The 23,291-nt window shown below is 57.5% G+C and carries 23 protein-coding genes; 6 read left to right on the forward strand and 17 right to left on the reverse strand.

From position 1 onward, the window contains the following. Window positions 1-522: a 23S rRNA accumulation protein YceD gene (yceD, locus tag M8014_RS06740; RefSeq protein ID WP_271281757.1), complete on the reverse strand. Its 522-nt coding sequence runs from the start codon at window positions 520-522 to the stop codon at window positions 1-3. Between the two features lie 141 nt (window positions 523-663). On the opposite strand from yceD, the gene M8014_RS06745 reads away from it, so the two are divergent. After that, window positions 664-1,248, forward strand: coding sequence for a Maf family protein (locus M8014_RS06745; RefSeq protein ID WP_271281758.1), 585 nt, complete (start codon window positions 664-666; stop codon window positions 1,246-1,248). Between the two features lie 73 nt (window positions 1,249-1,321). On the opposite strand, the gene rluC is transcribed toward M8014_RS06745, so the two are convergent. Continuing rightward, the gene (rluC, locus tag M8014_RS06750; RefSeq protein ID WP_271281759.1) at window positions 1,322-2,269 is read right to left on the reverse strand and encodes a 23S rRNA pseudouridine(955/2504/2580) synthase RluC; all 948 of its coding nucleotides are present in this window, start codon (window positions 2,267-2,269) and stop codon (window positions 1,322-1,324) included. A gap of 570 nt (window positions 2,270-2,839) precedes the next feature. On the opposite strand from rluC, the gene rne reads away from it, so the two are divergent. Next, on the forward strand, window positions 2,840-6,046 hold the full coding sequence (gene rne, locus M8014_RS06755; RefSeq protein WP_271281760.1) for a ribonuclease E: 3,207 nt from the start codon (window positions 2,840-2,842) through the stop codon (window positions 6,044-6,046). Window positions 6,047-6,086: 40 nt separating this feature from the next. On the opposite strand, the gene M8014_RS06760 is transcribed toward rne, so the two are convergent. Next, a complete protein-coding gene (locus M8014_RS06760) occupies window positions 6,087-7,025 on the reverse strand; it encodes a LysR family transcriptional regulator (RefSeq protein ID WP_271281761.1) in 939 nt (312 codons plus the stop codon). 109 nt (window positions 7,026-7,134) lie between these two features. Here M8014_RS06760 and M8014_RS06765 point away from each other — a divergent pair, with 109 nt between their 5' ends. After that, window positions 7,135-8,346, forward strand: a complete 1,212-nt coding sequence (locus tag M8014_RS06765) for an MFS transporter (RefSeq protein WP_271281762.1) — start codon at window positions 7,135-7,137, stop codon at window positions 8,344-8,346. A 79-nt stretch (window positions 8,347-8,425) separates the two neighbouring features. Here the strand turns inward: M8014_RS06765 and flgL are convergent, their stop codons facing one another. From flgL to flgB, 11 genes are all read right to left on the reverse strand, one after another. Further along, entirely contained in the window at window positions 8,426-9,379 is a 954-nt protein-coding gene (gene flgL / locus M8014_RS06770; protein ID WP_271281763.1) for a flagellar hook-associated protein FlgL, read from the reverse strand. Between the two features lie 14 nt (window positions 9,380-9,393). After that, on the reverse strand, window positions 9,394-11,040 hold the full coding sequence (gene flgK, locus M8014_RS06775) for a flagellar hook-associated protein FlgK (RefSeq protein WP_271281764.1): 1,647 nt from the start codon (window positions 11,038-11,040) through the stop codon (window positions 9,394-9,396). Between the two features lie 75 nt (window positions 11,041-11,115). Further along, complete coding sequence (flgJ, locus tag M8014_RS06780) at window positions 11,116-12,069, reverse strand: flagellar assembly peptidoglycan hydrolase FlgJ (RefSeq protein ID WP_271281765.1); 954 nt, start codon at window positions 12,067-12,069, stop codon at window positions 11,116-11,118. Continuing rightward, window positions 12,069-13,166, reverse strand: coding sequence for a flagellar basal body P-ring protein FlgI (locus M8014_RS06785; protein WP_271281766.1), 1,098 nt, complete (start codon window positions 13,164-13,166; stop codon window positions 12,069-12,071). Before M8014_RS06785 ends, flgJ begins: the two co-directional genes overlap by 1 nt. A 12-nt stretch (window positions 13,167-13,178) precedes the next feature. After that, window positions 13,179-13,877: a flagellar basal body L-ring protein FlgH gene (gene flgH / locus M8014_RS06790; protein ID WP_271281767.1), complete on the reverse strand. Its 699-nt coding sequence runs from the start codon at window positions 13,875-13,877 to the stop codon at window positions 13,179-13,181. Window positions 13,878-13,934: 57 nt separating this feature from the next. Then, the gene (flgG, locus tag M8014_RS06795) at window positions 13,935-14,717 is read right to left on the reverse strand and encodes a flagellar basal-body rod protein FlgG (RefSeq protein WP_271281768.1); all 783 of its coding nucleotides are present in this window, start codon (window positions 14,715-14,717) and stop codon (window positions 13,935-13,937) included. 11 nt (window positions 14,718-14,728) lie between these two features. Beyond that, window positions 14,729-15,484 carry a flagellar basal body rod protein FlgF gene (locus M8014_RS06800; RefSeq protein ID WP_271281769.1) on the reverse strand — a complete coding sequence of 252 codons (756 nt, stop codon included), beginning with the start codon at window positions 15,482-15,484 and terminating at the stop codon, window positions 14,729-14,731. A 20-nt stretch (window positions 15,485-15,504) separates the two neighbouring features. Next, a complete protein-coding gene (gene flgE / locus M8014_RS06805; RefSeq protein ID WP_271281770.1) occupies window positions 15,505-16,767 on the reverse strand; it encodes a flagellar hook protein FlgE in 1,263 nt (420 codons plus the stop codon). 26 nt (window positions 16,768-16,793) lie between these two features. Further along, a complete protein-coding gene (flgD, locus tag M8014_RS06810; RefSeq protein ID WP_271281771.1) occupies window positions 16,794-17,504 on the reverse strand; it encodes a flagellar hook assembly protein FlgD in 711 nt (236 codons plus the stop codon). Between the two features lie 11 nt (window positions 17,505-17,515). Beyond that, on the reverse strand, window positions 17,516-17,920 hold the full coding sequence (gene flgC / locus M8014_RS06815; protein ID WP_032617532.1) for a flagellar basal body rod protein FlgC: 405 nt from the start codon (window positions 17,918-17,920) through the stop codon (window positions 17,516-17,518). A gap of 2 nt (window positions 17,921-17,922) precedes the next feature. Then, the gene (gene flgB / locus M8014_RS06820; RefSeq protein ID WP_271281772.1) at window positions 17,923-18,339 is read right to left on the reverse strand and encodes a flagellar basal body rod protein FlgB; all 417 of its coding nucleotides are present in this window, start codon (window positions 18,337-18,339) and stop codon (window positions 17,923-17,925) included. A gap of 160 nt (window positions 18,340-18,499) precedes the next feature. Here flgB and flgA point away from each other — a divergent pair, with 160 nt between their 5' ends. The 3 genes from flgA to flgN all read left to right on the forward strand — a co-directional run bounded on the left by flgA (window position 18,500) and on the right by flgN (window position 19,973). Next, window positions 18,500-19,156, forward strand: coding sequence for a flagellar basal body P-ring formation chaperone FlgA (gene flgA, locus M8014_RS06825; RefSeq protein ID WP_271281773.1), 657 nt, complete (start codon window positions 18,500-18,502; stop codon window positions 19,154-19,156). Window positions 19,157-19,249: 93 nt separating this feature from the next. Beyond that, window positions 19,250-19,543 (forward strand): flagellar biosynthesis anti-sigma factor FlgM, encoded by a 294-nt coding sequence (gene flgM / locus M8014_RS06830; protein ID WP_271269566.1) that lies wholly within the window; start codon window positions 19,250-19,252, stop codon window positions 19,541-19,543. 7 nt (window positions 19,544-19,550) lie between these two features. Next, a complete protein-coding gene (gene flgN, locus M8014_RS06835) occupies window positions 19,551-19,973 on the forward strand; it encodes a flagella biosynthesis chaperone FlgN (RefSeq protein ID WP_271281774.1) in 423 nt (140 codons plus the stop codon). A gap of 49 nt (window positions 19,974-20,022) precedes the next feature. Here flgN and murJ read toward each other — a convergent pair whose 3' ends face one another. The 3 genes from murJ to M8014_RS06850 all read right to left on the reverse strand — a co-directional run bounded on the left by murJ (window position 20,023) and on the right by M8014_RS06850 (window position 23,285). Further along, window positions 20,023-21,561: a murein biosynthesis integral membrane protein MurJ gene (murJ, locus tag M8014_RS06840; protein ID WP_271281775.1), complete on the reverse strand. Its 1,539-nt coding sequence runs from the start codon at window positions 21,559-21,561 to the stop codon at window positions 20,023-20,025. 147 nt (window positions 21,562-21,708) lie between these two features. Next, window positions 21,709-22,632, reverse strand: coding sequence for a Gfo/Idh/MocA family protein (locus tag M8014_RS06845; RefSeq protein WP_271281776.1), 924 nt, complete (start codon window positions 22,630-22,632; stop codon window positions 21,709-21,711). A gap of 2 nt (window positions 22,633-22,634) precedes the next feature. Beyond that, entirely contained in the window at window positions 22,635-23,285 is a 651-nt protein-coding gene (locus M8014_RS06850; RefSeq protein WP_271281777.1) for a YceH family protein, read from the reverse strand. Window positions 23,286-23,291: the final 6 nt, after the last annotated feature.

Consider the following 23,291-nt stretch of genomic DNA (forward strand, 5'->3'; position numbering starts at 1 on the left):
TTACTTACGCTTTAAACTGGCTAATACGGCAAATGGGTTTGGTTTTTGCGCTTCAACAGGCAATTCCCCAAAGACCATGTCCGCCTCGGACACTTCACAGTGTTCAGAATCATGCACCGGAACCACAGGCATAGTGAGGATCACTTCATCTTCAACTAGTGCCAGCAGATCGATTTCACCGAATTCGTTAACCTCAATCGGCTCATACGCTTCCGGGAGTGCTTCAGCCTGCTCGACAGAGCGAACGGGACTAAAACAATATGTTGTGTGAACATGAAGTGGGAACGATTTCCCGCAACGCTGACACTCGAGCGTAACCGATACCTTTGCATCACCGGTCAATACGGCAAGGCGCTGGTTATCGATAGCGAACGACATGGAGCATTCCACATCACTGTCCACACTGACTACGGATTCGGCGATACGCTCAACCTGATCGCGGGTATAGATACCGTGGTAATCAAGGCGTTTTTGAGCCGTACGAACCGGATCAAGAGTCAGGGGTAATTTTACCTTTTGCATAGGGCGCGCATATTAACTTTGTAACGTCATAGAGTCAAAGAAAAAGGCAACCTCGGGCTGCCTTTTGCCAATTATTCGCACACATTGCGGCCTGTAGTTTAAAATGGCTGGCATCGATACGCTATATCTGGTGAAAAAAATATGCCAAATCTTCTTCTTGCCTCCACATCACCCTATCGCCGCGTGCTGCTGGAAAAGCTCGGACTGCCGTTTGAATGTGCCGCACCGAACGTAGATGAAAGCCCACGCCCCGGTGAATCACCGCGCCATCTGGTGGTCCGTCTGGCTCAGGAAAAAGCGCAAAGTCTGGCTGCACGCTACCCTGACCATCTGATTATAGGTTCCGATCAGGTTTGCGTCCTGGACGGCGAGATTACCGGTAAACCGCATACGGAAGAGAATGCGCGTCAGCAGCTCATGAAGGCACGTGGCAGCATTGTCACCTTTTACACCGGCCTGGCCCTCTACAATGCCGCGACGGGGCATTTACAGACCGAATGCGAGCCCTTTGATGTCCACTTTCGCCACCTTAGCGAACAGGAGATTGAGGATTACGTCCGCAAAGAGCGACCGCTGAACTGTGCAGGCAGTTTTAAGAGTGAAGGATTAGGGATTGCACTGTTTGACAAGCTGGACGGTCGTGACCCGAATGCGCTGGTAGGATTACCGCTGATTGCGCTGTGCCAGATGTTACGTCGGGAACACTATAACCCGCTGATGGCGTAACTTACGCAGGGTGGCGCTATGCTTACCCGGCCTATAAACCATAGGCCCGAGCAAGCGCAGCGCCGCCGGGCGATTAACCGCGCAAAACTTTCAGGCAGCGTTTCAGCTGCTCGTCCATTGGCGCTTCAATACGCATGATTTCGCCCGTGCCTGGGTGTGTGAACTTCAGCGCGGCGGCGTGCAGGAACAGACGCGATAATCCCGTGCCCGCCAGCTGCTTATCGAACTCACGGTCACCATAGCGGTCGTCGAAGGCGATAGGATGACCGGCATGTTGAGTATGAACGCGGATCTGGTGGGTACGTCCGGTCACCGGACTGCAGCGCACCAGCGTCGCAAATTCATAGCGCTCTTCAACTTTGAAGCGCGTTTCAGACGGTTTGCCTTCCTGGTTAACGCGAACGATGCGCTCACCGCTTTGCAAAATATTCTTCAGCAGCGGGGCCTGCACCACTTTGACGTGGGACTGCCACTGCCCGCGCACAAGCGCCAGATAATCTTTCTGCATCCCTTTTTCACGCAGCTGTTCATGCAGCGAACGCAGGGCAGAACGTTTCTTGGCAACTAAGAGCACACCAGAGGTGTCGCGATCGAGACGATGAACCAGCTCGAGGAAACGTGCTTCAGGGCGCAGCGCGCGCAGACCTTCAATCACACCGAAGCTCAACCCGCTACCGCCATGCACGGCAGTACCGGAGGGCTTGTTCAACACCAGAATATGATCGTCTTCATATAAAATCACATTCGTCAGGGCCGCCACTTTATTCAGATGCGGCGATACAGCCTCTTCTTCCCGTTCAGCAACGCGAACGGGCGGGATGCGTATTTCATCACCCGCTTCAAGTTTGTATTCAGGTTTGATGCGTTTCTTATTCACCCGCACCTCGCCCTTGCGCAAGATGCGATAAATCATACTCTTTGGCACACCTTTCAGTTGGGTGCGCAAAAAGTTGTCGATTCGTTGCCCCGCTTCATCTTCGGTGATGGCAACCATTTTTACGGATGGAGTCTCTGTTTTCATGGTGGGCGATTCTAATTATCACCAGCCATTAGCGCCACTCATTTTTCTATGCTTATATTTACATCTACCCGGTAACCGCCTGGCGCACGCAATCGATTTGATGGTTATTAAACCAATCACCTCGATGAAGTGAAGAAACTGTGAGTAACCGGGTGATAATTGGTAAAAGTCATCTTGCTATAACCCGGTTAGCAATGGAATAATGCTGCTGTTTTCCGTGTTAAATCCGGGTTTAGTAAGGATAAGACGGAATGACCAATTTTGTCTGACCGATCATCCACGCAGCAATGGCGTAAGACGTATTGATCTTTCAGACAGTTAGCGGGCTGCGGGTTGCAGTACTTACCGGTAAATGGAATCTTCTCTGGAGAGTTTTACCCAGGCTGTTCCCCTGATAATTGCGCTGTATTTCCGTATGAAATACAGGCAACCGACACTTTGCGCCTCTTAAGCGAGCGACAACCGTGAGGTTGGCGACGTGAATAGACACGAGGCCATCGGTTCATACCCCGGAAAGCGTCACCTTGCCCGCAGCTTAGTCGTCAATGTAAGAATAATGAGTAAGTTACGATGAAAAGAATGTTAATCAACGCAACTCAGCAAGAAGAGTTGCGTGTCGCCCTTGTGGATGGGCAGCGTCTGTACGATCTGGATATCGAAAGTCCGGGACACGAACAGAAAAAAGCGAACATTTACAAAGGTAAAATCACCCGCATTGAACCGAGCCTTGAAGCCGCATTTGTTGATTACGGTGCCGAGCGTCACGGTTTCCTCCCGCTGAAAGAGATCGCTCGCGAATACTTCCCGTCTAACTATAACGCCCATGGCCGTCCGAACATCAAAGATGTCCTGCGTGAAGGTCAGGAAGTTATCGTTCAGATCGATAAAGAAGAGCGCGGCAACAAAGGCGCAGCACTCACTACTTTTATCAGTCTGGCAGGCAGCTATCTGGTCCTGATGCCTAATAACCCACGTGCGGGGGGGATCTCCCGCCGTATCGAAGGCGATGACCGTACCGAGTTGAAAGAAGCGCTGGGCAGTCTTGAACTGCCAGACGGCATGGGCCTGATTGTCCGTACCGCCGGCGTTGGCAAATCTGCCGAAGCGCTGCAGTGGGATCTGGGCTTCCGTCTGAAGCACTGGGAAGCGATTCAGAAAGCCGCTGAAAGCCGCCCTGCTCCGTTCCTGATCCACCAGGAAAGTAACGTTATCGTGCGTGCTTTCCGTGACTATCTGCGCCAGGACATCGGCGAAATCCTGATTGATAACCCGAAAGTGCTTGAGCTGGCTCGCCAGCACATCGCCGCGCTGGGTCGTCCGGATTTCACCAGCAAAATTAAACTGTACACCGGTGAAATCCCGCTGTTCAGCCACTACCAGATCGAATCGCAAATCGAGTCCGCTTTCCAGCGTGAAGTGCGTTTGCCGTCCGGTGGTTCCATTGTTATCGACAGCACCGAAGCGCTGACCGCCATCGACATTAACTCCGCACGTGCAACCCGCGGCGGCGATATCGAAGAAACGGCGTTCAACACCAACCTGGAAGCGGCCGACGAGATTGCTCGCCAGCTGCGCCTGCGCGATCTGGGCGGCCTGATCGTTATCGATTTCATCGACATGACCCCGGTCCGTCACCAGCGCGCGGTAGAAAACCGCCTGCGTGAAGCGGTACGTCAGGACCGTGCGCGTATCCAGATAAGCCACATCTCACGATTTGGTCTGCTGGAGATGTCCCGTCAGCGTCTCAGCCCGTCACTGGGTGAATCCAGCCACCACGTCTGCCCGCGCTGTAGCGGCACCGGTACCGTGCGTGATAACGAGTCGCTGTCGCTCTCTATCCTGCGTCTGATTGAAGAAGAAGCGCTGAAAGAGAACACCAAAGAAGTTCACGCTATTGTGCCCGTGCCGATCGCCTCTTACCTGCTGAACGAAAAACGTGCAGCGGTAAGCGCTATCGAAACCCGTCTGGGTGGCTTGCGCTGCGTGATCGTTCCGAACGATCAGATGCAGACCCCACACTACTCCGTGCTGCGCGTTCGCAAAGGCGAAGAGACGACCACGCTGAGCTACATGCTGCCTAAGCTGCATGAAGAAGAAATGGCGCTGCCGTCTGAAGCCGAGTACAACGAGCGTAAACTGCCTGAGCAGCCAGCGCTGGCCGCTTTTGTGATGCCAGAAGCACCTCCAGCACCTGCCCAGGAAAGCGTTGATGCGCAACCTGTGGCGCAGAAACCTGCTGCAGAAACCCGCACTGCCCCTGCTGAACCTGGCCTGTTGAGCCGTTTCTTCGGTGCGCTGAAGAAAATGTTTGCCGGTGAAGAGCCGCAGCCTGCCCCGGAACCGGTAGAGCAGAAAGAAGTTAAACCAGAGCGCTCACAGGATCGTCGTAAGCGTCAGAACAACCGCCGTGACCGTAACGATCGCAACGATCGCCGTGATAACCGCGATAGCCGTTCTGACAATAGCGAAGGCCGTGAAGGTCGTGAAAATCGCGATAACCGTGATAATCGTGAGAGCCGCGAAGGTCGTGAAAGCCGTGAAGGTCGCGATGATAACCGCCGCAACCGCCGCGAAAAACCACAGCAGAACGTGGAAGAACGCGAAGTTCGCCAGCCGGTCAGCGACGAGTCTGAAAAATCCAGACAGCGTGATGAGCAGCAGCCGCGCCGCGAGCGCAACCGTCGTCGTAGTGATGACAAGCGCCAGGCGCAGCAAGAAACGAAAGAGCTTAACCGCGAAGAGCAACCCGTGCAGGATGCCGAGCAGGAAGAAAACATTCAGGTCATGCCGCGCCGTAAACCGCGCCAGCTGAACCAGAAAGTGCGTTTCCAGACTCAGGAAGAGATGGCTGCTGAAGCCGTTGCCCCGCACGCTGCGCCTGCGCAGAGCACTGAGCTGGCTAAAGTTGACCTGCCTGCGGTAATCGAAAGTGCACCAGAGCAGGAAGACAACGCTGAAAATCGTGACAACACCGGTATGCCACGTCGTTCACGTCGTTCTCCGCGTCACCTGCGTGTAAGCGGTCAGCGTCGTCGTCGCTATCGTGATGAGCGTTACCCGCTGCAGTCTCCAATGCCGCTGGCGATTGCCTGTGCATCACCAGAAATGGCCTCGGGTAAAGCCTGGATCCGCTATCCGGTTGCCCGTCCTCAGGAGCAGCAGTTCGACGAGCAGAACATCGCGCCAGAAACTGTTGCCCCTGTGATGCCTGTCGCCGATGAAATCATCACCGAAGCCGCTGCCGTCTCCATCCCGGAGCCGCAGGTCGCTGCAGTTGAGACCGCTCATCCGGAGGTAATTGCTGCGCCTGTTAGCGAGCAGCCGCAGATCATCGCCGCTGAAGATGTCGTGGTTGCTGAGCAGGTCGTGGAAGAAGTACAGGCCGCAGAGCCGGTTGAAATCGCCGCCGTTGCGGTTGAACCCGAGCCACAGCAGGACGTCGTAGAAGTGGACGTTGAAACCAACGTGCAGCCGGAAGTTGAAATTGCTGATGAACCGGTGCCAGTTGCTGAAGCAAAACCTGAGGTGGTTGAAGTGAAAACCGCGGAAGTAGAGGTTGAAGTCAAGCCTGTACCCGTCGCTCAGGCGAATGCAGATGTTCACTATGCTACTGCGCCAATGACCCGTGCTCCGGCACCGGACTATGTTCCGGACGCGCCGCGTCAAAGCGACTGGGTTCGCCCGGCCTTCGATTTCGAAGGTAAAGGTTCTGCTGGCGGCCACAGTGCTTCGCACCAGGCCACTGCACCTGCAACGCGCCCGCAGTCTGCTGAATAAGCGTACTGCACGTTAAAAGCCGACCTTCGGGTCGGCTTTTTTATTTCTCTTGCGCCGGACTGCGCATTCCGGCGATTTCCGGCATCACCTCGCGCATCATGTCCAGGAAGCGGCGTAACCGCGCCGGATAATAACGCGACCACGGATAGACCAGATGAACGGGCAACGCCGCAGGCTGCCAGTCCGGCAGCAGATGCACCAGTCGCCCCTCACGGATATCCCCTTCCACCGTCCAGCTTGATACCACCGCCACGCCCAGTCCGGTCAGGGCACTTTTACGCGCCACGTACAGACTGTCGGTACTCAGTCTCGGTGAGATAGCAATACGCAGCGGAGGCAACGTAACATCGTTAAACAACTCGATATGCTCACGATAAAAAGTATTCAGCGCCACCCAGGGCAGCGACGAGAGATCTTCAGGTTTATGGACAGGGGCATGGCGGGAGAGCAATTCAGGCGAAGCCACAATACAGCGCGGCACTTCCGCCAGCAGAACCGATACCGTTGCCGGATCAACCTCCGCCCCCACGCGGATAGCGCAGTCGATATTGTCACTGAGAAAATCAGCAGAGCGATCGTTCAACATCCACTCCACGTTTAGCCGGGGGTAGCGCAGCAGAAACGCCGTTAACGGCTCCAGCAGCTGCTCCTGACCAAAAGCATGCGGGGCACGTACCCGCAGCACGCCCACGGGTTCATCTTCCGTTTGACCCACTTCATCTTCCAGTGCCAGCCAGCTGTCGATAACGCGTCGGGCATGCTGATAGCAGCGCTCACCGTCGTCCGTCAGCTTCATGGCATGGGTGGTGCGCAGGATCAGGCGTGCCCCTAACAAGGTTTCCAGCGACTGCAGTCGGCGACTCACCGTCGCCTGGGTGGTGCTCATCTGCACGGCGGCGGCAGAGAGCGACCCCGCTTCAACGATACGCACAAAGGTGCGCATCAGCTCTACTCTGTCTATACGCTCTGAGCGTTTCATTATCGATTCACTTATACGTTACACGTATAAGTGTTTTAACACTGCGCCTGCTACCACCGCAAGGCGAGCTGCGGAAGAATAGCGCCACACCCGATATAAGGAACCGCATATGAACACTCACACCGCTACCCAGGCCGTCAGCCGTTGGGTCATTTTTATCCTCGCAATAGGCGCAGGATTTAGCGTCGCCGCTATTTACTATGCCCAGCCACTGCTGCCGCTGATGGGTAGCGATCTGCATCTCAGCATCGAGGGCATGGGGATGGTACCGACCCTGACTCAGGCAGGCTATGCGCTGGGGATCCTGTTTCTTCTGCCGCTGGGCGACCGTCACGATCGCCGGACGCTGATCGTGCTGAAAAGTGCCGCGCTGGCGCTGTTGCTGCTGGCCTGTAGCCTGACCGTTCAGATCCACTCCCTGCTGCTGGTGAGCCTGTTGATAGGAATGACCGCCACCATGGCCCAGGATATCGTTCCGGCCGCGGCCATTCTGGCGCCTGAGGGCAAACAGGGGAAAACGGTCGGGACGGTGATGACCGGTCTGTTACTGGGGATCCTGCTCTCCAGAACCGTGAGCGGTGTGGTCGGTGAGGCCTTCGGCTGGCGCGTGATGTACCAGTTGGCTGCAGGCAGTATTGCGCTTCTCGCCGTAGTGATGTGGAGGGTGTTGCCCCGCTTTGCGGTCTCCTCAACGCTGAGCTACCCGGCACTGATGCGCTCTATGGCACACCTGTGGCAACGCTACCCGGCATTGCGTCGTGCCGCACTGGCGCAGGGCTTTCTCTCCATTGCTTTCAGCGCCTTCTGGTCGACGCTGGCGGTGATGCTAATGGAACATTACCAGCTGGGCAGTGCGGTTGCAGGCGGATACGGTATTGCAGGTGCCGCTGGGGCGCTGGCAGCACCTCTGGCGGGCGGGCTGGCCGACAAGCTCGGCGCCGGGAAAGTCACCCAACTGGGTGCCGCGCTGGTGACCCTCTCCTTTGCACTGATGTTTTTGCTGCCGCTGTTTGGCCTGCATGGCCAGCTGATCCTGATTGCCGTTGCTGCCGTGGGCTTTGACCTGGGTCTGCAATCCAGCCTCGTCGCCCATCAGAATCTGGTGTATGGCCTGGAGCCGCAGGCACGCGGCCGTCTGAATGCCCTGCTCTTTACCGTCGTGTTTATTGGTATGGCATTAGGATCCGCGCTCGGCAGTCAACTGTATACCCTTGCCGGATGGCCGGGCGTGGTTGCCCTGGCGACCGTGGCTGCGGCTGTGGCGCTGGTCATCCGCCTGACCGAACGCCCCCGGGAGACGCGCACGGCAGTCAACTCTTGATAAAAAAAAACCCAATCCGCGAACGGATTGGGCAGAGAGAACATGATCAGTTTCAAGCCATGTTCTAAAGGTGAAAATGTTATTTATTAAGCTGGAACAAGGACATTCCCTGCATATCGCTGAAGGCCTTGTATGACGCCTGGAGCGCAGCTTGCTGCATCGTGTAAGAGGAAATGGCGGCGTTCCAGTCAACATCGATGAGATCGCTCATCTGCTGGGTCTGACCTAACGCACGATCGCTACCCAGCGTATCAAGTGCGTCGAGTTCGTTCAGTTTTGTGCCCAGATCGGCGCGCACGGTCAAAACGTTATCCAGGGAGTTGCGTAAGCCACGGTTTGCTTTATCAATGTCTTTAGTCAACTGCTCAGCCTTAGTCTGATCGCCTTCTACCGGAGTCTTCAGAGCCGTAATGACGTTATCCAGAATTTTGAACAGGTTCGTTTCCGGTGCGCTGCCGTCTGGCTCCAGCGCAGCGTTACTGGTAAACGATTCGAATACTTCGCTACCTGTATGACTAATCTGCATGGTACGCGCGGAATCCACCTGCTGACTAATCGGTGTTGTACCGCCTTCATATACGCCGGTGGCCTGATTAAATGCAGCTGCATCCGTTTTGTAGCCGGCGAAGATATATCGCCCGTTACCGTCAGTGCTATTTGCCAGGTTGACCAACTGATCGCGAATACCCTGCAGATCGGTGGCAAGCGAATTACGGTCGTCGTCACTCAAAGAGCCGTTGCCCGAGTAGACAATTTTATCCTGTGCCGATTGCACTGCCTTAGTCACCTGATCCAGCACGCTCTCTTCCAGAGATACTTTCTGCGTAGCAAAGGAGCGGGCCAATGTAAATTGGTTATTCTGTGACTGCGCCTGGGATAACACCACTGCCTGCGAGGCGGCAATCGGATCATCCGATGGACGGTTAACGCGTTGGCCGGTGGACATCTGCTCACCGTATGCCATCCACTTGCTCTGGGAATCAGTGATCCCACGCATGTTCTGCTGGTACATCATCTGGGTGCTAATACGCATTGTTCACCTCGGCCTTAGCGAATATTAATTAACGCATCGAAGAGCGTGCTGGCGGTTTGCAGCACCTGGGCATTTGCCAGGTAATACTGCTGGAAGCGCTGCAGGTTGCCATACTCTTCGTCGAGGTTAACCCCGGAAATTGACTGCTGCTGATTGCTCAGCTGCGTCGCCACGTTGGCCTGCGTCGTGCTGCTGGTTTTCAGGGTCGAGGTTTTGCTGCCGACGGTGCTGACCAGTGACGCATAGGCATCGTTAAAGGTTTTGTTACCGCCAACCACTTTGCTGCTTTGCAGATCCAGCAGCGCCTGACCGTTGCGGTTATCGCTCTCACCGCCCGCGGCATCTGACGCGAGGGCCAGTTTCGATTCGTCGCTGATCGCCAGATCCATATTCACAATGGCGTTAGCGACCGGTTTAACGATAAAGCTGTCTTTTGCACTTGCCGCGCCCGATACGCTGACCGTCAGGCCATCGAAAGATAAATTGCCGCTCCCGTCGTTAGTGGCGGTAACCGTGGTTTTATCGGAGAGGCGGGTAATCTTCCAGTCGGAGCCATCAAACTCCATCTTATAGTCAGTGGCCTGGACTTTGGCGCTGTCGGGGACAGAGACGGCGGCGGACACCGAGGCCGAACCGGTATTTTTGCTGTTAGCCAGTACCGCTGGCGTGCCGATATCAAACATTTTTTCACCGGCATTGCCTTCGGCATCAAAACCTTTTGCATGCTGGGTGTTCATGGCGTTGGCGAACGAGAGCGCCAGCTGATTCAGGGTGTTGCGCGCGGTGTCGAGCTCTTCAGTACGGAAGGTCAACAGCCCGCCGAGCGATCCGTTGGTCAGCAGCTTTTCCGGGATCTCCACGCTTCCTGCCGCCTCGTCAACAAACGCCACGGTGGTGCGGGAAGGATCGGCGCTGGACTTCACGGCTGACAGCTGACTGAACGTGCTGCCCTGCACCAGGTTGTAGCCATTGCCAAACGATACGTTATAGGTGCCGCCATCCTGGACTGAAACTTCAACGCCGATTATCTGGTTAAGCTCGCTCACCAACTGGTCGCGCTGATCGAGCAGGTTGTTAGGCGATGCCCCTGCCCCGACACCGGTCAGTTTAGAGATCTGATCGTTCAGGTTCGCAATCTGCTTCGCGTAGTTGTTGATCTGATCAACGCTGGTGCCGATAGTGATATTGATCTGCTTATCCTGATCGCGCAGGTACTGATCGTTGACTTTAAACTGGTTCACCAGGCCATCGGCCTTGCCCAGCACCGTCTGACGCGCAGCCGGATCTTCGGCATTGCTGACCAGGGTTTGCAGGCTGGTAAAGAAACCCTGCATAGTGGTTGACAGGTTGTTGGTGGTACCGGACAGAACATCGTCGATTTTTGACATCTGCTGGTAGCGGGTATTCAGGGCGCTGCTCTGGTTCTGCGCCGTGCGCAGCTGGTTGGTAATGAATGAATCATATTCGCGCTGGACCCCGGAGACATACACGCCGTTGCCAACCCAACCGCCGCCGGTGAGTGTACTGTTTGAGGCACTCAGCACCGTTGTCTGACGGGTATAGCCCGTCACGTTATAGCTTGAAATATTATTACTGGCGGTATTCAGCGCCGCCTGTGCCGCGCTGAGGCCACTCATGGCGCTGTTGATCAAACTGGACATGGGGGTTCCTTTTATTCTTTAGACACGAGTCCTGATGAAGATTATCGGCAGTCTCCCCCCGGACTTGAGCACTTTTCAGAACAGATTTTCGAGATCGTTGCTGTAGGCTTTGCTGACTTTCTCGCCCATCGATTTAAGCTGCTGGATCATGCTGGTCAGTTTACGGGCATACTGCGGGTCGGTGGCGTAGCCGGCGCTCTGCAGCGCCTGGGCGCCCTGCTCTGCGGTGGCGGCCTGCGTCACGGCGGCGTAGCGCGGATTGCGGCTCAGCAGGTTGACGTAATCGGAAAGGGCTTCCAGATACGAACTGTACACGCGGAACTTCGCTTTGATCTTTTTCGCTTCGCCATTTTCAAATTCAGTGGTAGTGATTTCCGTGGTCGGCCCTTTCCAGCTTCCCGAGGCCTTCACGCCAAAAATGTTGAAGCTCGGCTCGCCATTCTCACGGCGGATCTGCCGCTGTCCCCAACCGGACTCCAGCGCCGCCTGGGCGAGGATCAGGTGATGCGGAACGCCGCTCTGCTCGCTGGCAAGTCGCGCGGGTAGCGAGAGCTGGGCCAGGAAGTCTTTGCTGTCGCCGGTCAGCGGTTCATCGTTGCTTTCCGGCTTTTTCGGCAGCGCCTGACGCACCATCTGCGTCAGGGCCTGATTTTGATAGCGGGTCACCGTTTCCAGATCGAACTTCATCGGCACCTGCTGCGGCTGCTCTTCCGGCGGCACGCCCTGGGCGGCCGCCATCTGCTTCACAATCACGTCGGCGAGCCCTAAACCTTTACCGGAGGTCATCTGCTGCGCAATCTGCTGGTCGTACATGCTGGTATACAGACGCGTCGAGTCGCTGCTGAACATGCCATCTTTCGGCAGCGCCTCACGCATGCTTTTCAGCATCATCTGCACAAACATCCCCTCCACCTGGCGGGCAACCGGGCGGATATTTCCCGCCGGGTCTTTGCCTGCTTTGGCCTTCAGGTCGTTGAGCGACTGAGTATCCCAGGCCGCGCTGGTCAGCAGTTTGCTATCGGTCAGCATCAGATGATTTCCACTTTGGCACGCAGACAGCCGGCACTCTGCATCGACTGCAGAATGGACATCAGATCGATCGGCGTGGCACCCAGCGCATTCAGCGCGCGCACGACGTTGTTCAGGTTGGCGCTGGAGCGCACGCTCTGCAGCGAGCCGCCGCTCTGACGCATATCAATCTGGGTTTGTGGTGTGACCACAGTCTCGCCGCCGCCAAATGGCGTATCCGGCTGGCTGACGTTGGCTGAGCGGTTAACCGTCACGGAGAGGTTGCCCTGCGCCACGGCACAGCTGTCGAGGGTGACTTCGCGGTTCATCACCACCGAGCCGGTACGCGAGTTGATGATCACTCTGGCGTCCTGCGGGGTGACGTTGACTTCCATATTCTGGATATCCGCCAGCAGACGCACCTGATTGCTGCCGCCGCTGGAGGTACGAACCTGCACCGTGCGCGCATCCAGCGCGGTCGCACTGCCGAAGCCGCGGCCACGGTTGATAGTGTCGGCAATCTGCTGTGCGAGGGTGAAGTCGTCGTCATTCAGCTGCAGGTTAATGGTGTTCCCGGCACCGAACTGCGTGGGTAGCTCGCGCTCGATGATCGCCCCGCCGGTGATACGTCCGCCGTTAAGCTGGTTAACCTGCACGCTGCTGCCGCCCGCAGAAGCACCCGCACCGCCGACCAGGATGTTACCCTGGGCCAGAGCATAAACCTGGCTGTCCACCCCTTTCAGCGGGGTCATCAGCAGGGTACCGCCGCGCAGGCTTTTGGCGTTACCCATCGAGGAGACCACCACGTCGATGGTCTGCCCCTGGCGCGAAAACGCCGGGTAAGATGCTGTGACCATTACCGCCGCCACGTTTTTCAGCTGCATGTTGGTGCCCGCCGGCACGGTAATGCCGAGCTGGGAGAGCATGTTGTTCAGGCTCTGGGTGGTAAACGGCGTCTGGGTGGTCTGGTCACCGGTCCCGTCAAGCCCGACCACCAGGCCGTAGCCGATCAGGGAGTTTTCACGTACGCCCTGTACGCTGGTCAAATCGCGAATACGATCGGCCTGGGCGAAGGTTGCCACCAGGGCCAGGGCCGTTGCGAAGAGGAATTTAAACATGTGTCACCTCGCTTACATCGGCGATAAGTTAAGGAAGAAACGCTGCATCCAGCCCATATTCTGCGCTTCATTGATGTAGCCGTTGCCGACGTACTCAATGCGCGCATCGGCCACCTGGGTGGACGGTACGGTGTTGGAGCCGCTGATGGTGCGCGGGTTAACCACGCCGGAGAAACGAATAAACTCCGTACCCTGGTTGATGGCGATCTGTTTTTCACCCACGACGTGTAAATTGCCGTTCGCCAGCACCTGGTCGACGGTTACCGTCAACGTGCCGCTAAAGGTGTTGCTGGCATTGGCGCCGCCTTTACCGTTAAAGGAGTTGCCGCCAGAGGCATCGACATCGGCGCGGGCATTGCCGAACAGGCCCTGCAGATAGCGCGGTACGGTGTCGAAACCGAAATTGGTTTTCCCGTCGCGGCTGGCATTCGCCGACGAGCTCTTGCTGGCGCTGACGTTTTCCTGCAGCTGGATAGTCAGCGTGTCGCCGATATTGCGCGGACGACGGTCTTCAAACAGCGGCTGATAACCGTAGTTAATCGGCTGCGCAGTCTGGAAAATAGAGCCATTCACAATCGGCGTCGGGCCGGGAATGGGTTGGGCGGAAGTCGCACCCTGGACCAGAGGTTTAGACGGAACCCAGGCGCACCCGCTGAGGGTCACCGCCAGGAGAGTCACTACCGGATAACGAATCGCCGCGTTTTTTTGCATTGCCTTCATCTTCGAAAACAGGGAGCCGGTGCGACGTTAACCGCACCGGGCTACACCTTAGAGTTGCGTCAGTTTCTGCAGCATCTGGTCGGTCGTCGACACTGCTTTACTGTTAATTTCGTACGCGCGTTGCACCTGGATCATGTTCACCAGCTCTTCCGCGACGTTAACGTTTGAGGTTTCCACATACCCCTGATACAGCAGGCCTGCCCCGTTCAGCCCCGGCGTGCTCTCGTTTGGCGCGCCAGAGGACTGGGTTTCGATGTACAGGTTCTCACCGATGCTTTCCAGACCGGTGTCGTTCATAAAGGTGGTCAGGTTCAACTGCCCCACCTGCACCGGCGCGGCCTGACCCTGCTGGGTCACGCTCACGATCCCGTCACGCCCGATGGTGATGCTCAGGGCGTTAGCTGGAACGGTGATCGCAGGCTGAACCTGGAAACCGCCCGCCGTCACCAGCTGACCGTTCTGATCCACCTGGAACGACCCGTCGCGGGTATAGGCTGAGGTTCCGTCCGGCAGCTGCACCTGGAAGAAACCCTGGCCTTTAATCGCCACGTCTTTGCTGTTGTTGGTCTGGGACAGGTTGCCCTGGCTGTGCAGACGCTCGGTCGCCACCGGGCGAACCCCGGTACCAATCTGCAGGCCCGACGGCAGCGTGGTCTGTTCAGACGACTGCGCACCCGGCTGGCGGATGGTTTGATAAAGCAAATCTTCAAAAACTGCACGCTGACGCTTGAAACCGTTGGTGCTGACGTTCGCCAGGTTGTTGGCGATCACGTCCATATTGGTTTGCTGCGCGTCGAGGCCAGTTTTCGCGATCCATAAAGAACTGATCATAAGAAGTCCTGTTAACTCATTGACAGCAGTTGGTTGGCGCGCCCGGCGTTTTCATCCACGCTGGAGATCACCTTCATCTGCATTTCAAAGCGGCGCGCGCTGGCGATCATGTCGGCCATCGCGGCAACCGGCTTGACGTTACTGCCTTCCAACACCCCGGACATCACGCGGATGCTCGGGTCGGCCTGCAGGGTTGCGCCCCGGGTCGCCTGTGCGGCCTGGCTCAGACGGAACATCCCGTCGTCACCGCGCTGCACTTCGTTGCCCTCGGCTTTCACCAGCTTCAGACGGCCAACAGGCGCCACGGTATTTGGCGGATCGCCCGGGTTTAACGCCGAGATGGTGCCGTCGGCAGCAATAGTGATCTCAGAACCTTCCGGCACGGTGATCGGGCCAGCTTCACCGATAACCGGGTGGCCCTGAATGGTCAACTGCCCAACAGCATCGACCTGGATATTCCCGTTACGGGTATAGCCTTCGCCGCCGTCAGCGGTTTGCACCGCCAGCCAGCCATCCTGCTGTAAGGCCACGTCGAGCGGACGTGAGGTGTAGTCCATCTGCCCAGGCGTCATGTCGGCACCCGGCGTTGACGCCACCACCAGCGTACGCGTTGGCAGGGAGAGCCCTTCCACCGGCACGGCGCGCAGCGCGTTGAGCTGCGCACGGAAACCCGGCGTGGAGGCGTTCGCCAGGTTACTGGCGGTCACTGCCTGCTGATTGAGCGTCTGACTGGCGGCGCCCATCGCGGTATATATTGCGTGATCCATTAAGCTATCCCGTCAGCCAGTTAGCGGAGGTTAACCAGCGTGTTGAGGATCTGATCCTGGGTTTTGATGGTCTGCGCGTTCGACTGATAGTTACGCTGCGCGACGATCATATTGACCAGCTCTTTACTGAGATCCACGTTGGAGGCTTCCAGCGCGCCGTTGGTCAGGGTACCGAAGTTACCGCTGCCCGCGGTGCCCAGCAGGGCCACGCCAGAGGACTGGGTCGCCGACCAGACGTTGTTGCCTTCAGACTGCAGGCCTTCGTTGTTGGCGAAGTTCGCCAATACAACCTGCCCCAGGACCTGATTCTGTTCGTTGGAGTAGTTACCCACCACCGTGCCGTCGTCGTTAATCTGATAGCTCACCAGGTCGCCCGGCTTGTAGCCGTTCTGGTTGGTGGCCACGATGTTGTTCGCACCGGTGTTCTGCTGCATTGAGTTCAGGAAGCTCAGGGAGAACGTGACCGGCACCGCGCCGCTTAACGGATCGGTGGTGACGTTGATCGCCGGGTTAGCGTTCTTCGTTGTGCTCAGCACACCACCCGCACTGTAGTTGTAAACCCCTTCCAGATTCCCGTTACTGTCGAAGTTCATCTGGGCAGATTTAGTGATTTTCGCATTGGCCACGCTGCCATCCTGGGTATACAGATCCCACTTGTTGTCTGCCGTTTTCACGTAGTAGACATACATGTTGTGGGCGTTACCCTGGGTGTCGAAAACGGTGATGGTGCCTTTTTTGTTGTAGCTGTCCGGGTTCGGAGTCACCGAGGTGGCATCAAACGCAATCGTTGGCACGGTGTCGGTGGAGTTCAGGTTGATCTGCTGGCTGCTGGTGGTGGTCGCTTTCGCGGGCATCAGGTCGACAGGAATGGAGATCGGCTGTGGGTTCGCGCCGGTCTGCACCGTCGGCGGGCTGCCTGCTGCAGGGAAGCCGGTCAGCTGCAGACCCTGCATGTTCACCAGGTTACGGTTTTCGTCGAGGCTGAACTGACCGTTACGGCTGTAGTAAACCGAACCGTTGCTGTCGAGCATGCGGAAGAAACCGTTCTGGCTGATGGCGACATCGAGGCCACGACCGGTGTTAGTGGTGGTCCCGTCGCTGAAATCCTGAGTGATCCCGGCGACTTTTACGCCGAGGCCCACTTTGGAGCCGGCGAACATGTCAGCGAAAGAGGCGCTACCGGACTTAAAACCATAGGTCGCGGAGTTGGCAATGTTGTTACCGATGACATCGAGGTTAGTGGCCGCAGCATTCAGGCCGCTGACCGCTTGAGAAAAGGCCATGACTTACTCCTGATAAGTATTAGGGCTTAAATAATCTGCCGAACTTCGTCGAGCGTAGTGGTTCCGTAAGTACCCAGATCCAGCGTGTTACCATTGCCATTGCGAATGACGCCCTGCACCAGCGCAAACTGCAGCGGCTGTGCCACCAGCTGAGTACTGCCGCTGCTGGCGGAAATCGCGACGTTATAAGAGCCATTTGGCGCGCTGGCGCCATCGGTCATCGTCCCGTCCCAGGTAAAGGTATGGACGCCCGCTTTCAGCTCGCCGATATCAATCGTGCGCACCACCGCGCCGTTCTTGTCGGTGATGGTGGCAGTGACTTTGTCCGCGCTCTGCTGCAGCTCAACGCCAAACGGCGTAGTGGTGGTCGTGGCGGAGCCTTCTGCGCCGCTGGTACCCGCCAGAACCGTGGTCCCCGGGATCATCACCCCATGACCGATCAGCGTGCTGGCCTGCATCGACTGGCTGTTATCAATCTGACCGGAAATGGAGCCCAGCGTGGTGTTCAGTTTTTCGATGCCGCTCACGGTGCTGATCTGCGCAAGCTGCGTCGTCAGTTCGTTGTTCTGCATCGGGTTGGTCGGATCCTGGTTTTTCAGCTGCGCGACGAGCAGCGTCAGGAAGCTACCCTGCAGGTCAGAGGCGCTGTTCCCGGTCAGCGAGGTGCTGCCCGTGGTGCCGCTGGTTCCGCTGACGGCGGTATTCGTCCGGTCATTCACATTGACGGCGATGGACATTGGTCTCTCCTTTACTGGCCCAGAGTGAGCGTTTTGAGCATCATGCTCTTCACCGTGTTCAGCACTTCAACGTTGGCCTGGTAGCTACGGGAAGCCGACATGGTGTTCACCATTTCGCCCACCACATCAACGTTGGGCATTTTGACGTAGCCACTGGCATCCGCCAGCGGGTTGCCGGGCTCGTACACCAGTTTGTCCGGCGCCTGGCTCTCTATCACATTCGCCACTTTCACCCCGCCGGTGGCGGCACCGGGTGCGGCATCAACCTGGAAAACGACCTGCTTAGCGCGATAAGGTTGGCCATCCGGGCCGGTCACGCTGTCGGCGTTGGCCATGTTACTGGCGGCCACGTTCAGGCGTTGGGACTGCGCGGTGAGCGCGGAACCGGCGATATCAAAAATATTCAGTAAGGCCAAACTTAGTTACCCCCCTGCAGGACGTTCATCATGCCTTTGATCTGTCCACCGAGAACGGTCAGCCCCATCTGGTACTTCAGGCTGTTATCGGCAAACTGCGTACGCTCCCGGTCCATATCAACGGTGTTGCCGTCGAGGGATGGCTGATCGGGGATGCGATAAAGTAAATCGGTGTTCGGGGTCGTCACGGTCGCGGCGGGAATGTGGCGTGCGGACGTCAGCGTAAGGGCGACACCGCTATTCTCGGCCCGCCCACGCTCCATGACTTTCTTCAATTCACTGGAAAAATCGATATCGCGCGCCTGAAACCCTGGGGTATCGGCGTTCGCGATATTGGCGGCCAGAATCTCCTGACGCTGGGCGCGTAAGTTGAGCGCTTCCTGCTGAAAACGTAGCGCGGCATCGAGTCTATCGAGCATATCTCCTCCGCTGATGGCAAAATTTCAGTGGATAGCTTAAATCTCAACCCATGCTCGTCATCGACGGAATAAGCGCAAAATGCGTCGCTATTTATTGCGTTGATGCGAAACCGCTACAGGTAGAATTCTGCTCATTCTCGAACCGACGGGTACTGGCGATATGGCGTTAAAACGTGGCATGACCGCAACCTTACTTCTCTGGAGCTCCGTCTCGCTGGCGCAGGATCTGGACGCCCAGCTGACGGCGTTTTTTGCCCAGCGTCTGGCCGGATTTAGCGATGAAGTGACGGTCCAGGTCCGCACGCCGCCGACGATGCTCCCCTCCTGCGAAATGCCGGCCTTTAGCATCCCAGGCACCAGCAAACTGTGGGGCAACGTGAGCGTCACCGCGCTCTGCGGCACTGAGAAACGTTTTATACAGGTTGCAGTTCAGGCGACGGGCGATTATGTTGTCGCGGCCCAGGCCATTCCCCGCGGTGGCGTTGTCCAGCCGGGAAGCGTCACGCGCAAGCGCGGCAGGCTGGATCAGCTGCCCCCACGTACCATGTTGGACATTAGCCAGGCGCAGAATGCCGTCAGCCTGCGCGACGTCGCGCCGGGCCAGCCGCTGCAGTTGTCGATGCTGCGCCAGTCCTGGCGGATCAAAGCCGGGCAGCGGGTGATGGTGATCGCCAGTGGCGATGGCTTTAGCGTTAACGGTGAAGGACAGGCGCTGAACAACGCAGCCGTCGCCCAGAACGCACGCGTCAGAATGACTTCCGGCCAGGTGGTGAGCGGAACGGTCGATTCTGATGGGAATATTCTGATTAACCTATAATCTTTTTAAAGATTATGCAGCGGCTGCCGATAAATCATTAACAAATGAAAATGTCAGGCGCTAACGCCGCCAACCCTCGATGAGGACAACATAATGAGCATTGATCGTACATCGCCCCTGAAGCCGGTTAGCACTGTACAACCTCGCGAACTGCATGACACTGCGACGGCCAAAACACGCCTGCAAAAATCGGCCAGCGCCGACAGTACCAGCGCCAGCGTTACGCTGAGCGATGCCCAGGCGAAGCTGATGCAGCCAGGCAGTAACGACATCAACATGGAACGCGTTGAATCGCTCAAAACGGCGATCCGCAACGGTGAGCTGAAAATGGATACCAGTAAAATCGCCGACGCGCTGATCCAGGAAGCGCAAAGTTTCTTAGAGTAATCACCGTATGAGTCGTCTGACGGAAATAATGGATCAAATGACGGTTGTATTAAACGACCTGAAAACGGTGATGGATGCCGAGCAACAGCAGCTGTCTGCCGGGAATGTTCACGGCAGTGCGTTGCAGCGCATTACCGAAGATAAAAGCTCGCTGCTGGCCACCCTCGACTATCTGGAGCAGCAGCGACGCGCGGAGCAAGAGGCTCGCCGTAGCGCCAATGATGATGTCGCCGATCGCTGGCAAACAATTACTGAAAAAACCCAGCATCTACGCGATCTCAATCAGCACAACGGCTGGCTGCTCGAAGGTCAGATGACCCGCAACCAGCAGGCGCTGGAGGTGCTTAAGCCGCACCAGGAGACGGGGCTGTATGGCGCGGACGGTCAAACGTCCAGTTCGCGCAGCGGCGGGAAGAAGTTTACGATTTAAAACCGGAATGAATAACAGGGCGTACCCGGCGGGTACGCCCTTTTTTTGCTTACGCCGTCGTGCGGCGGGCGAACTCTTTCAACTTAAAGCCCAGCACCGCCAGGGTGGCAAAATACGCCACCACACCGACGACCACTACCGCCAGCAGGCGCAGCAGACGATAGAACATGGTGCCCTGCTCCCAGTCCGGCATCACGTGCATCATCCCCAGCAGCGCCGCCGCCATCACCAGCACCGCAATCAGCAGACGCACCAGGAAGCGTGTCCATCCCGGCTGCGGGGTGAAAATCTTTTGCTTTCTCAGCTGCCAGTACAGCAACCCGGCATTCAGACAGGCCGCCAGGCCGATGGAGAGCGACAGACCGGCATGCTTGAGTGGGCCAATAAACACCAGGTTCATCAGCTGGGTCATGATCAGGGTCACGATGGCAATTTTGACCGGCGTTTTGATGTCCTGGCGCGAGTAAAAGCCCGGAGCCAGCACCTTGACCACGATCAGCCCCATCAGCCCCACGGAGTACGCCACCAGCGCGCGCTGGGTCATCAGCGCATCGAAGGCGCTAAATTTGCCGTACTGGAACAGTGACACGACCAGCGGTTTAGCGAGGATCCCCAGCGCCACCGCGCTCGGCAGTGCCAACAGGAAGCATAGACGCAGCCCCCAGTCCATCAGGCGGCAATACTCGTCGTGGTTGCCGCTGGCAAAGCTGCGGGAGAGTGACGGCAGCAGAATGGTGCCCAGCGCCACGCCCAGCACCCCGGACGGGAACTCCATCAGACGGTCGGCGTAGTACATCCACGACACCGATCCAGAGACCAGGAACGAAGCAAAGATGGTGTTGATGATAAGCGAAATCTGGCTGACGGAGACCCCGAGGATTGCCGGGCCCATCTGCTTCACCACCCGAATCGCCCCGGCATCGCGCAGGTTAATACGCGGCAGGACCAGCATGCCGATCTTCTTCAGGTGCGGCAGCTGATAGGCCAGCTGCAGCACGCCACCGACGGTCACCGCCCACGCGAGCGCCAGAACCGGCGGGTTAAAGTGCGGCGCGGCAAACAGGGCAAAGCCGATCATGCTGACATTGAGGAAGGTGGGCGCAAAGGCCGGCACCGAGAAGCGGTTCCAGGTGTTGAGGATCGCCCCCGCCAGCGAGGCCAGCGAAATCAGCAGAATATAAGGGAAGGTAATGCGCAGCAGCTGCGTGGTCAGAGTGAATTTATCGGCGGTATCGGCAAAGCCCGGCGCCGTTACCATGATCACCCAGGGTGCGGCCAGCATCCCGACCACCGTCACAATCGCCAGCGCGAGGGTCAGCAGCCCCGACACATAGGATACAAATACCCTGGTCGCGTCTTCCCCCTGCTTGCTTTTGTATTCCGCCAGGATCGGCACAAACGCCTGGGAGAACGCCCCCTCGGCAAAAATACGTCGCAGCAGATTTGGCAGCTTAAAGGCGACAAAAAAGGCGTCCGTCGCCATTCCGGCACCAAAGACCCGCGCCACAATGGCGTCGCGCGCAAAGCCCAGCACGCGCGAAAACATGGTCATCGAGCTGACGGCCGCCAGCGATTTTAATAGGTTCATTAACGTGAATTTCCACACCCAAACGGAAAACGCCTGCAAAGCAGGCGTATTTGCGCCGGGTGAGGCGATGCTTACCCGGCCTACAAAACAACAGCGCGTAGTCTACCCCGAAACCGCGGAATTGCTATCGCCAGATGTTACAGCGGGTTATTCGCTGATGGCATCGCGCCACAGCTTCTCCACGATACGCTGGGCACGGATCGCCTGTTCGCCCGCGGTTTCCGGAACCGTCTGATTTTGCACGCATTCGATAAAGTGGCGCGCACATCCGGCAAATCCGCGTTGCTCGAGCGTGCTTTGCCAGCCCGGAATAGCAGGCGTCACCACGCCTGCGCCCCGCTCTTCCCGCCACTCGCGCATATCGGTGATATCCAGCAGCGCGCCGTCCGTGACCGCCTGAACCCACTCCCGCTGGCTGCCTGCCCGGCGATGCATGGAGGTGGTTACCTGCAGATTGTCCGCGCTGAAATGGTGCTCGGCGTAGATCATCGCCCCCTGGTCGTTAGTCTGCAATGTGCCGCCGGTTAAGCGGGCGCTGTCACCCGCCAGCCACAGAGCGGTATCCACCACGTGCAGATAGTCATCCAGCAGCGTAAAACGCAGATCGTTGGGCCCGACGCTATCGGCGCGATGCTTATCCATGCGCAGCGATGCCGCACCGTTCAGCTGGGTTTTCAGCTGCTGATAGAGCGGTGCAAAGCGGCGGTTAAAGCCCACCATCAGGGTCAGTTTTTTCTGCGCAGCCAGCTCAATCAGGCGCTCGGCATCGGCAAGATTATCCGCAAGCGGTTTATCAACACAGACGTGGACGCCCGCCTGCAGCAGCTCGCTGACCACCTGATAGTGGGTGGCGGTCGAAGTATGGACAAACACCGCATCGCACTCGCGGGCTAAATCCTGCAGCGAGCCCAGGTATGGCATGCGCACGGACTCGCAAATTCGCAGTGCTTTATCGCGTGAGGGCGACCAGGCCCCCTGTAACGTCCAGTCGGTGGCGGTACTCAGCACCGGCAGCCAGGCTTTTTGCGCAATGCCGCCCAGACCGACAACGCCTACTCGTAATTTTGTCACCGTTAATCTCCCAGATGTGCCAGCAGCGAATCGAGCCGCTGTTTCAGGTCTTCAACTTCATTCTCCAGCGCCTCAACGCGCGCCGCCAGGCCAACGTCTGCCAGCGAGGTATCGGTGTCTACGGCATTGACCGGCGTTTCAACGTCGCCGCTGAAGAGATGCATAAAGCGGCTTTCGCGCTTACCGGGTTCACGCCCCAGACGCAGGACAAAGGGGCCATCTTCCCGGCTGGCTAACGCCTCAAGCGTCTGCTCCACCTGTTGGGTATCGGCAAATTCATGCATACGCGCCGCGCGGGTGCGCAGCTCACCAGGCGTTTGCGCCCCGCGCAGCAGCAGGGTAGCGATGATGGCAACCTCTGCCGGACTCAGCTTCAGCGCACCAAATTCCGAGTTACAAAAGCGCTGCTCGTACTTGGTCACGCGGTTGCCAAACCCGCTGACGGTGCGCAGATAGTGACGCTTCACCAGCGCGTCGAGTTGATCCTGCACATCGTGTTCGCCGAGGTTCATCACCGGTTCACGGTTGGTTTTTTGGTTACAGGCCAGGGTCACGGCATTGACTGAGAGCGGATATTGCTCCGGGGTGGTTACCTGCTTTTCCAGCAGACAGCCAATCACGCGCGCTTCGGTGGCGCTTAACTGATATTTCATTTCTGT

This window comes from Silvania hatchlandensis (genome assembly GCF_025564065.1).
GTDB classification, from domain to species: domain Bacteria; phylum Pseudomonadota; class Gammaproteobacteria; order Enterobacterales; family Enterobacteriaceae; genus Enterobacter; species Enterobacter hatchlandensis.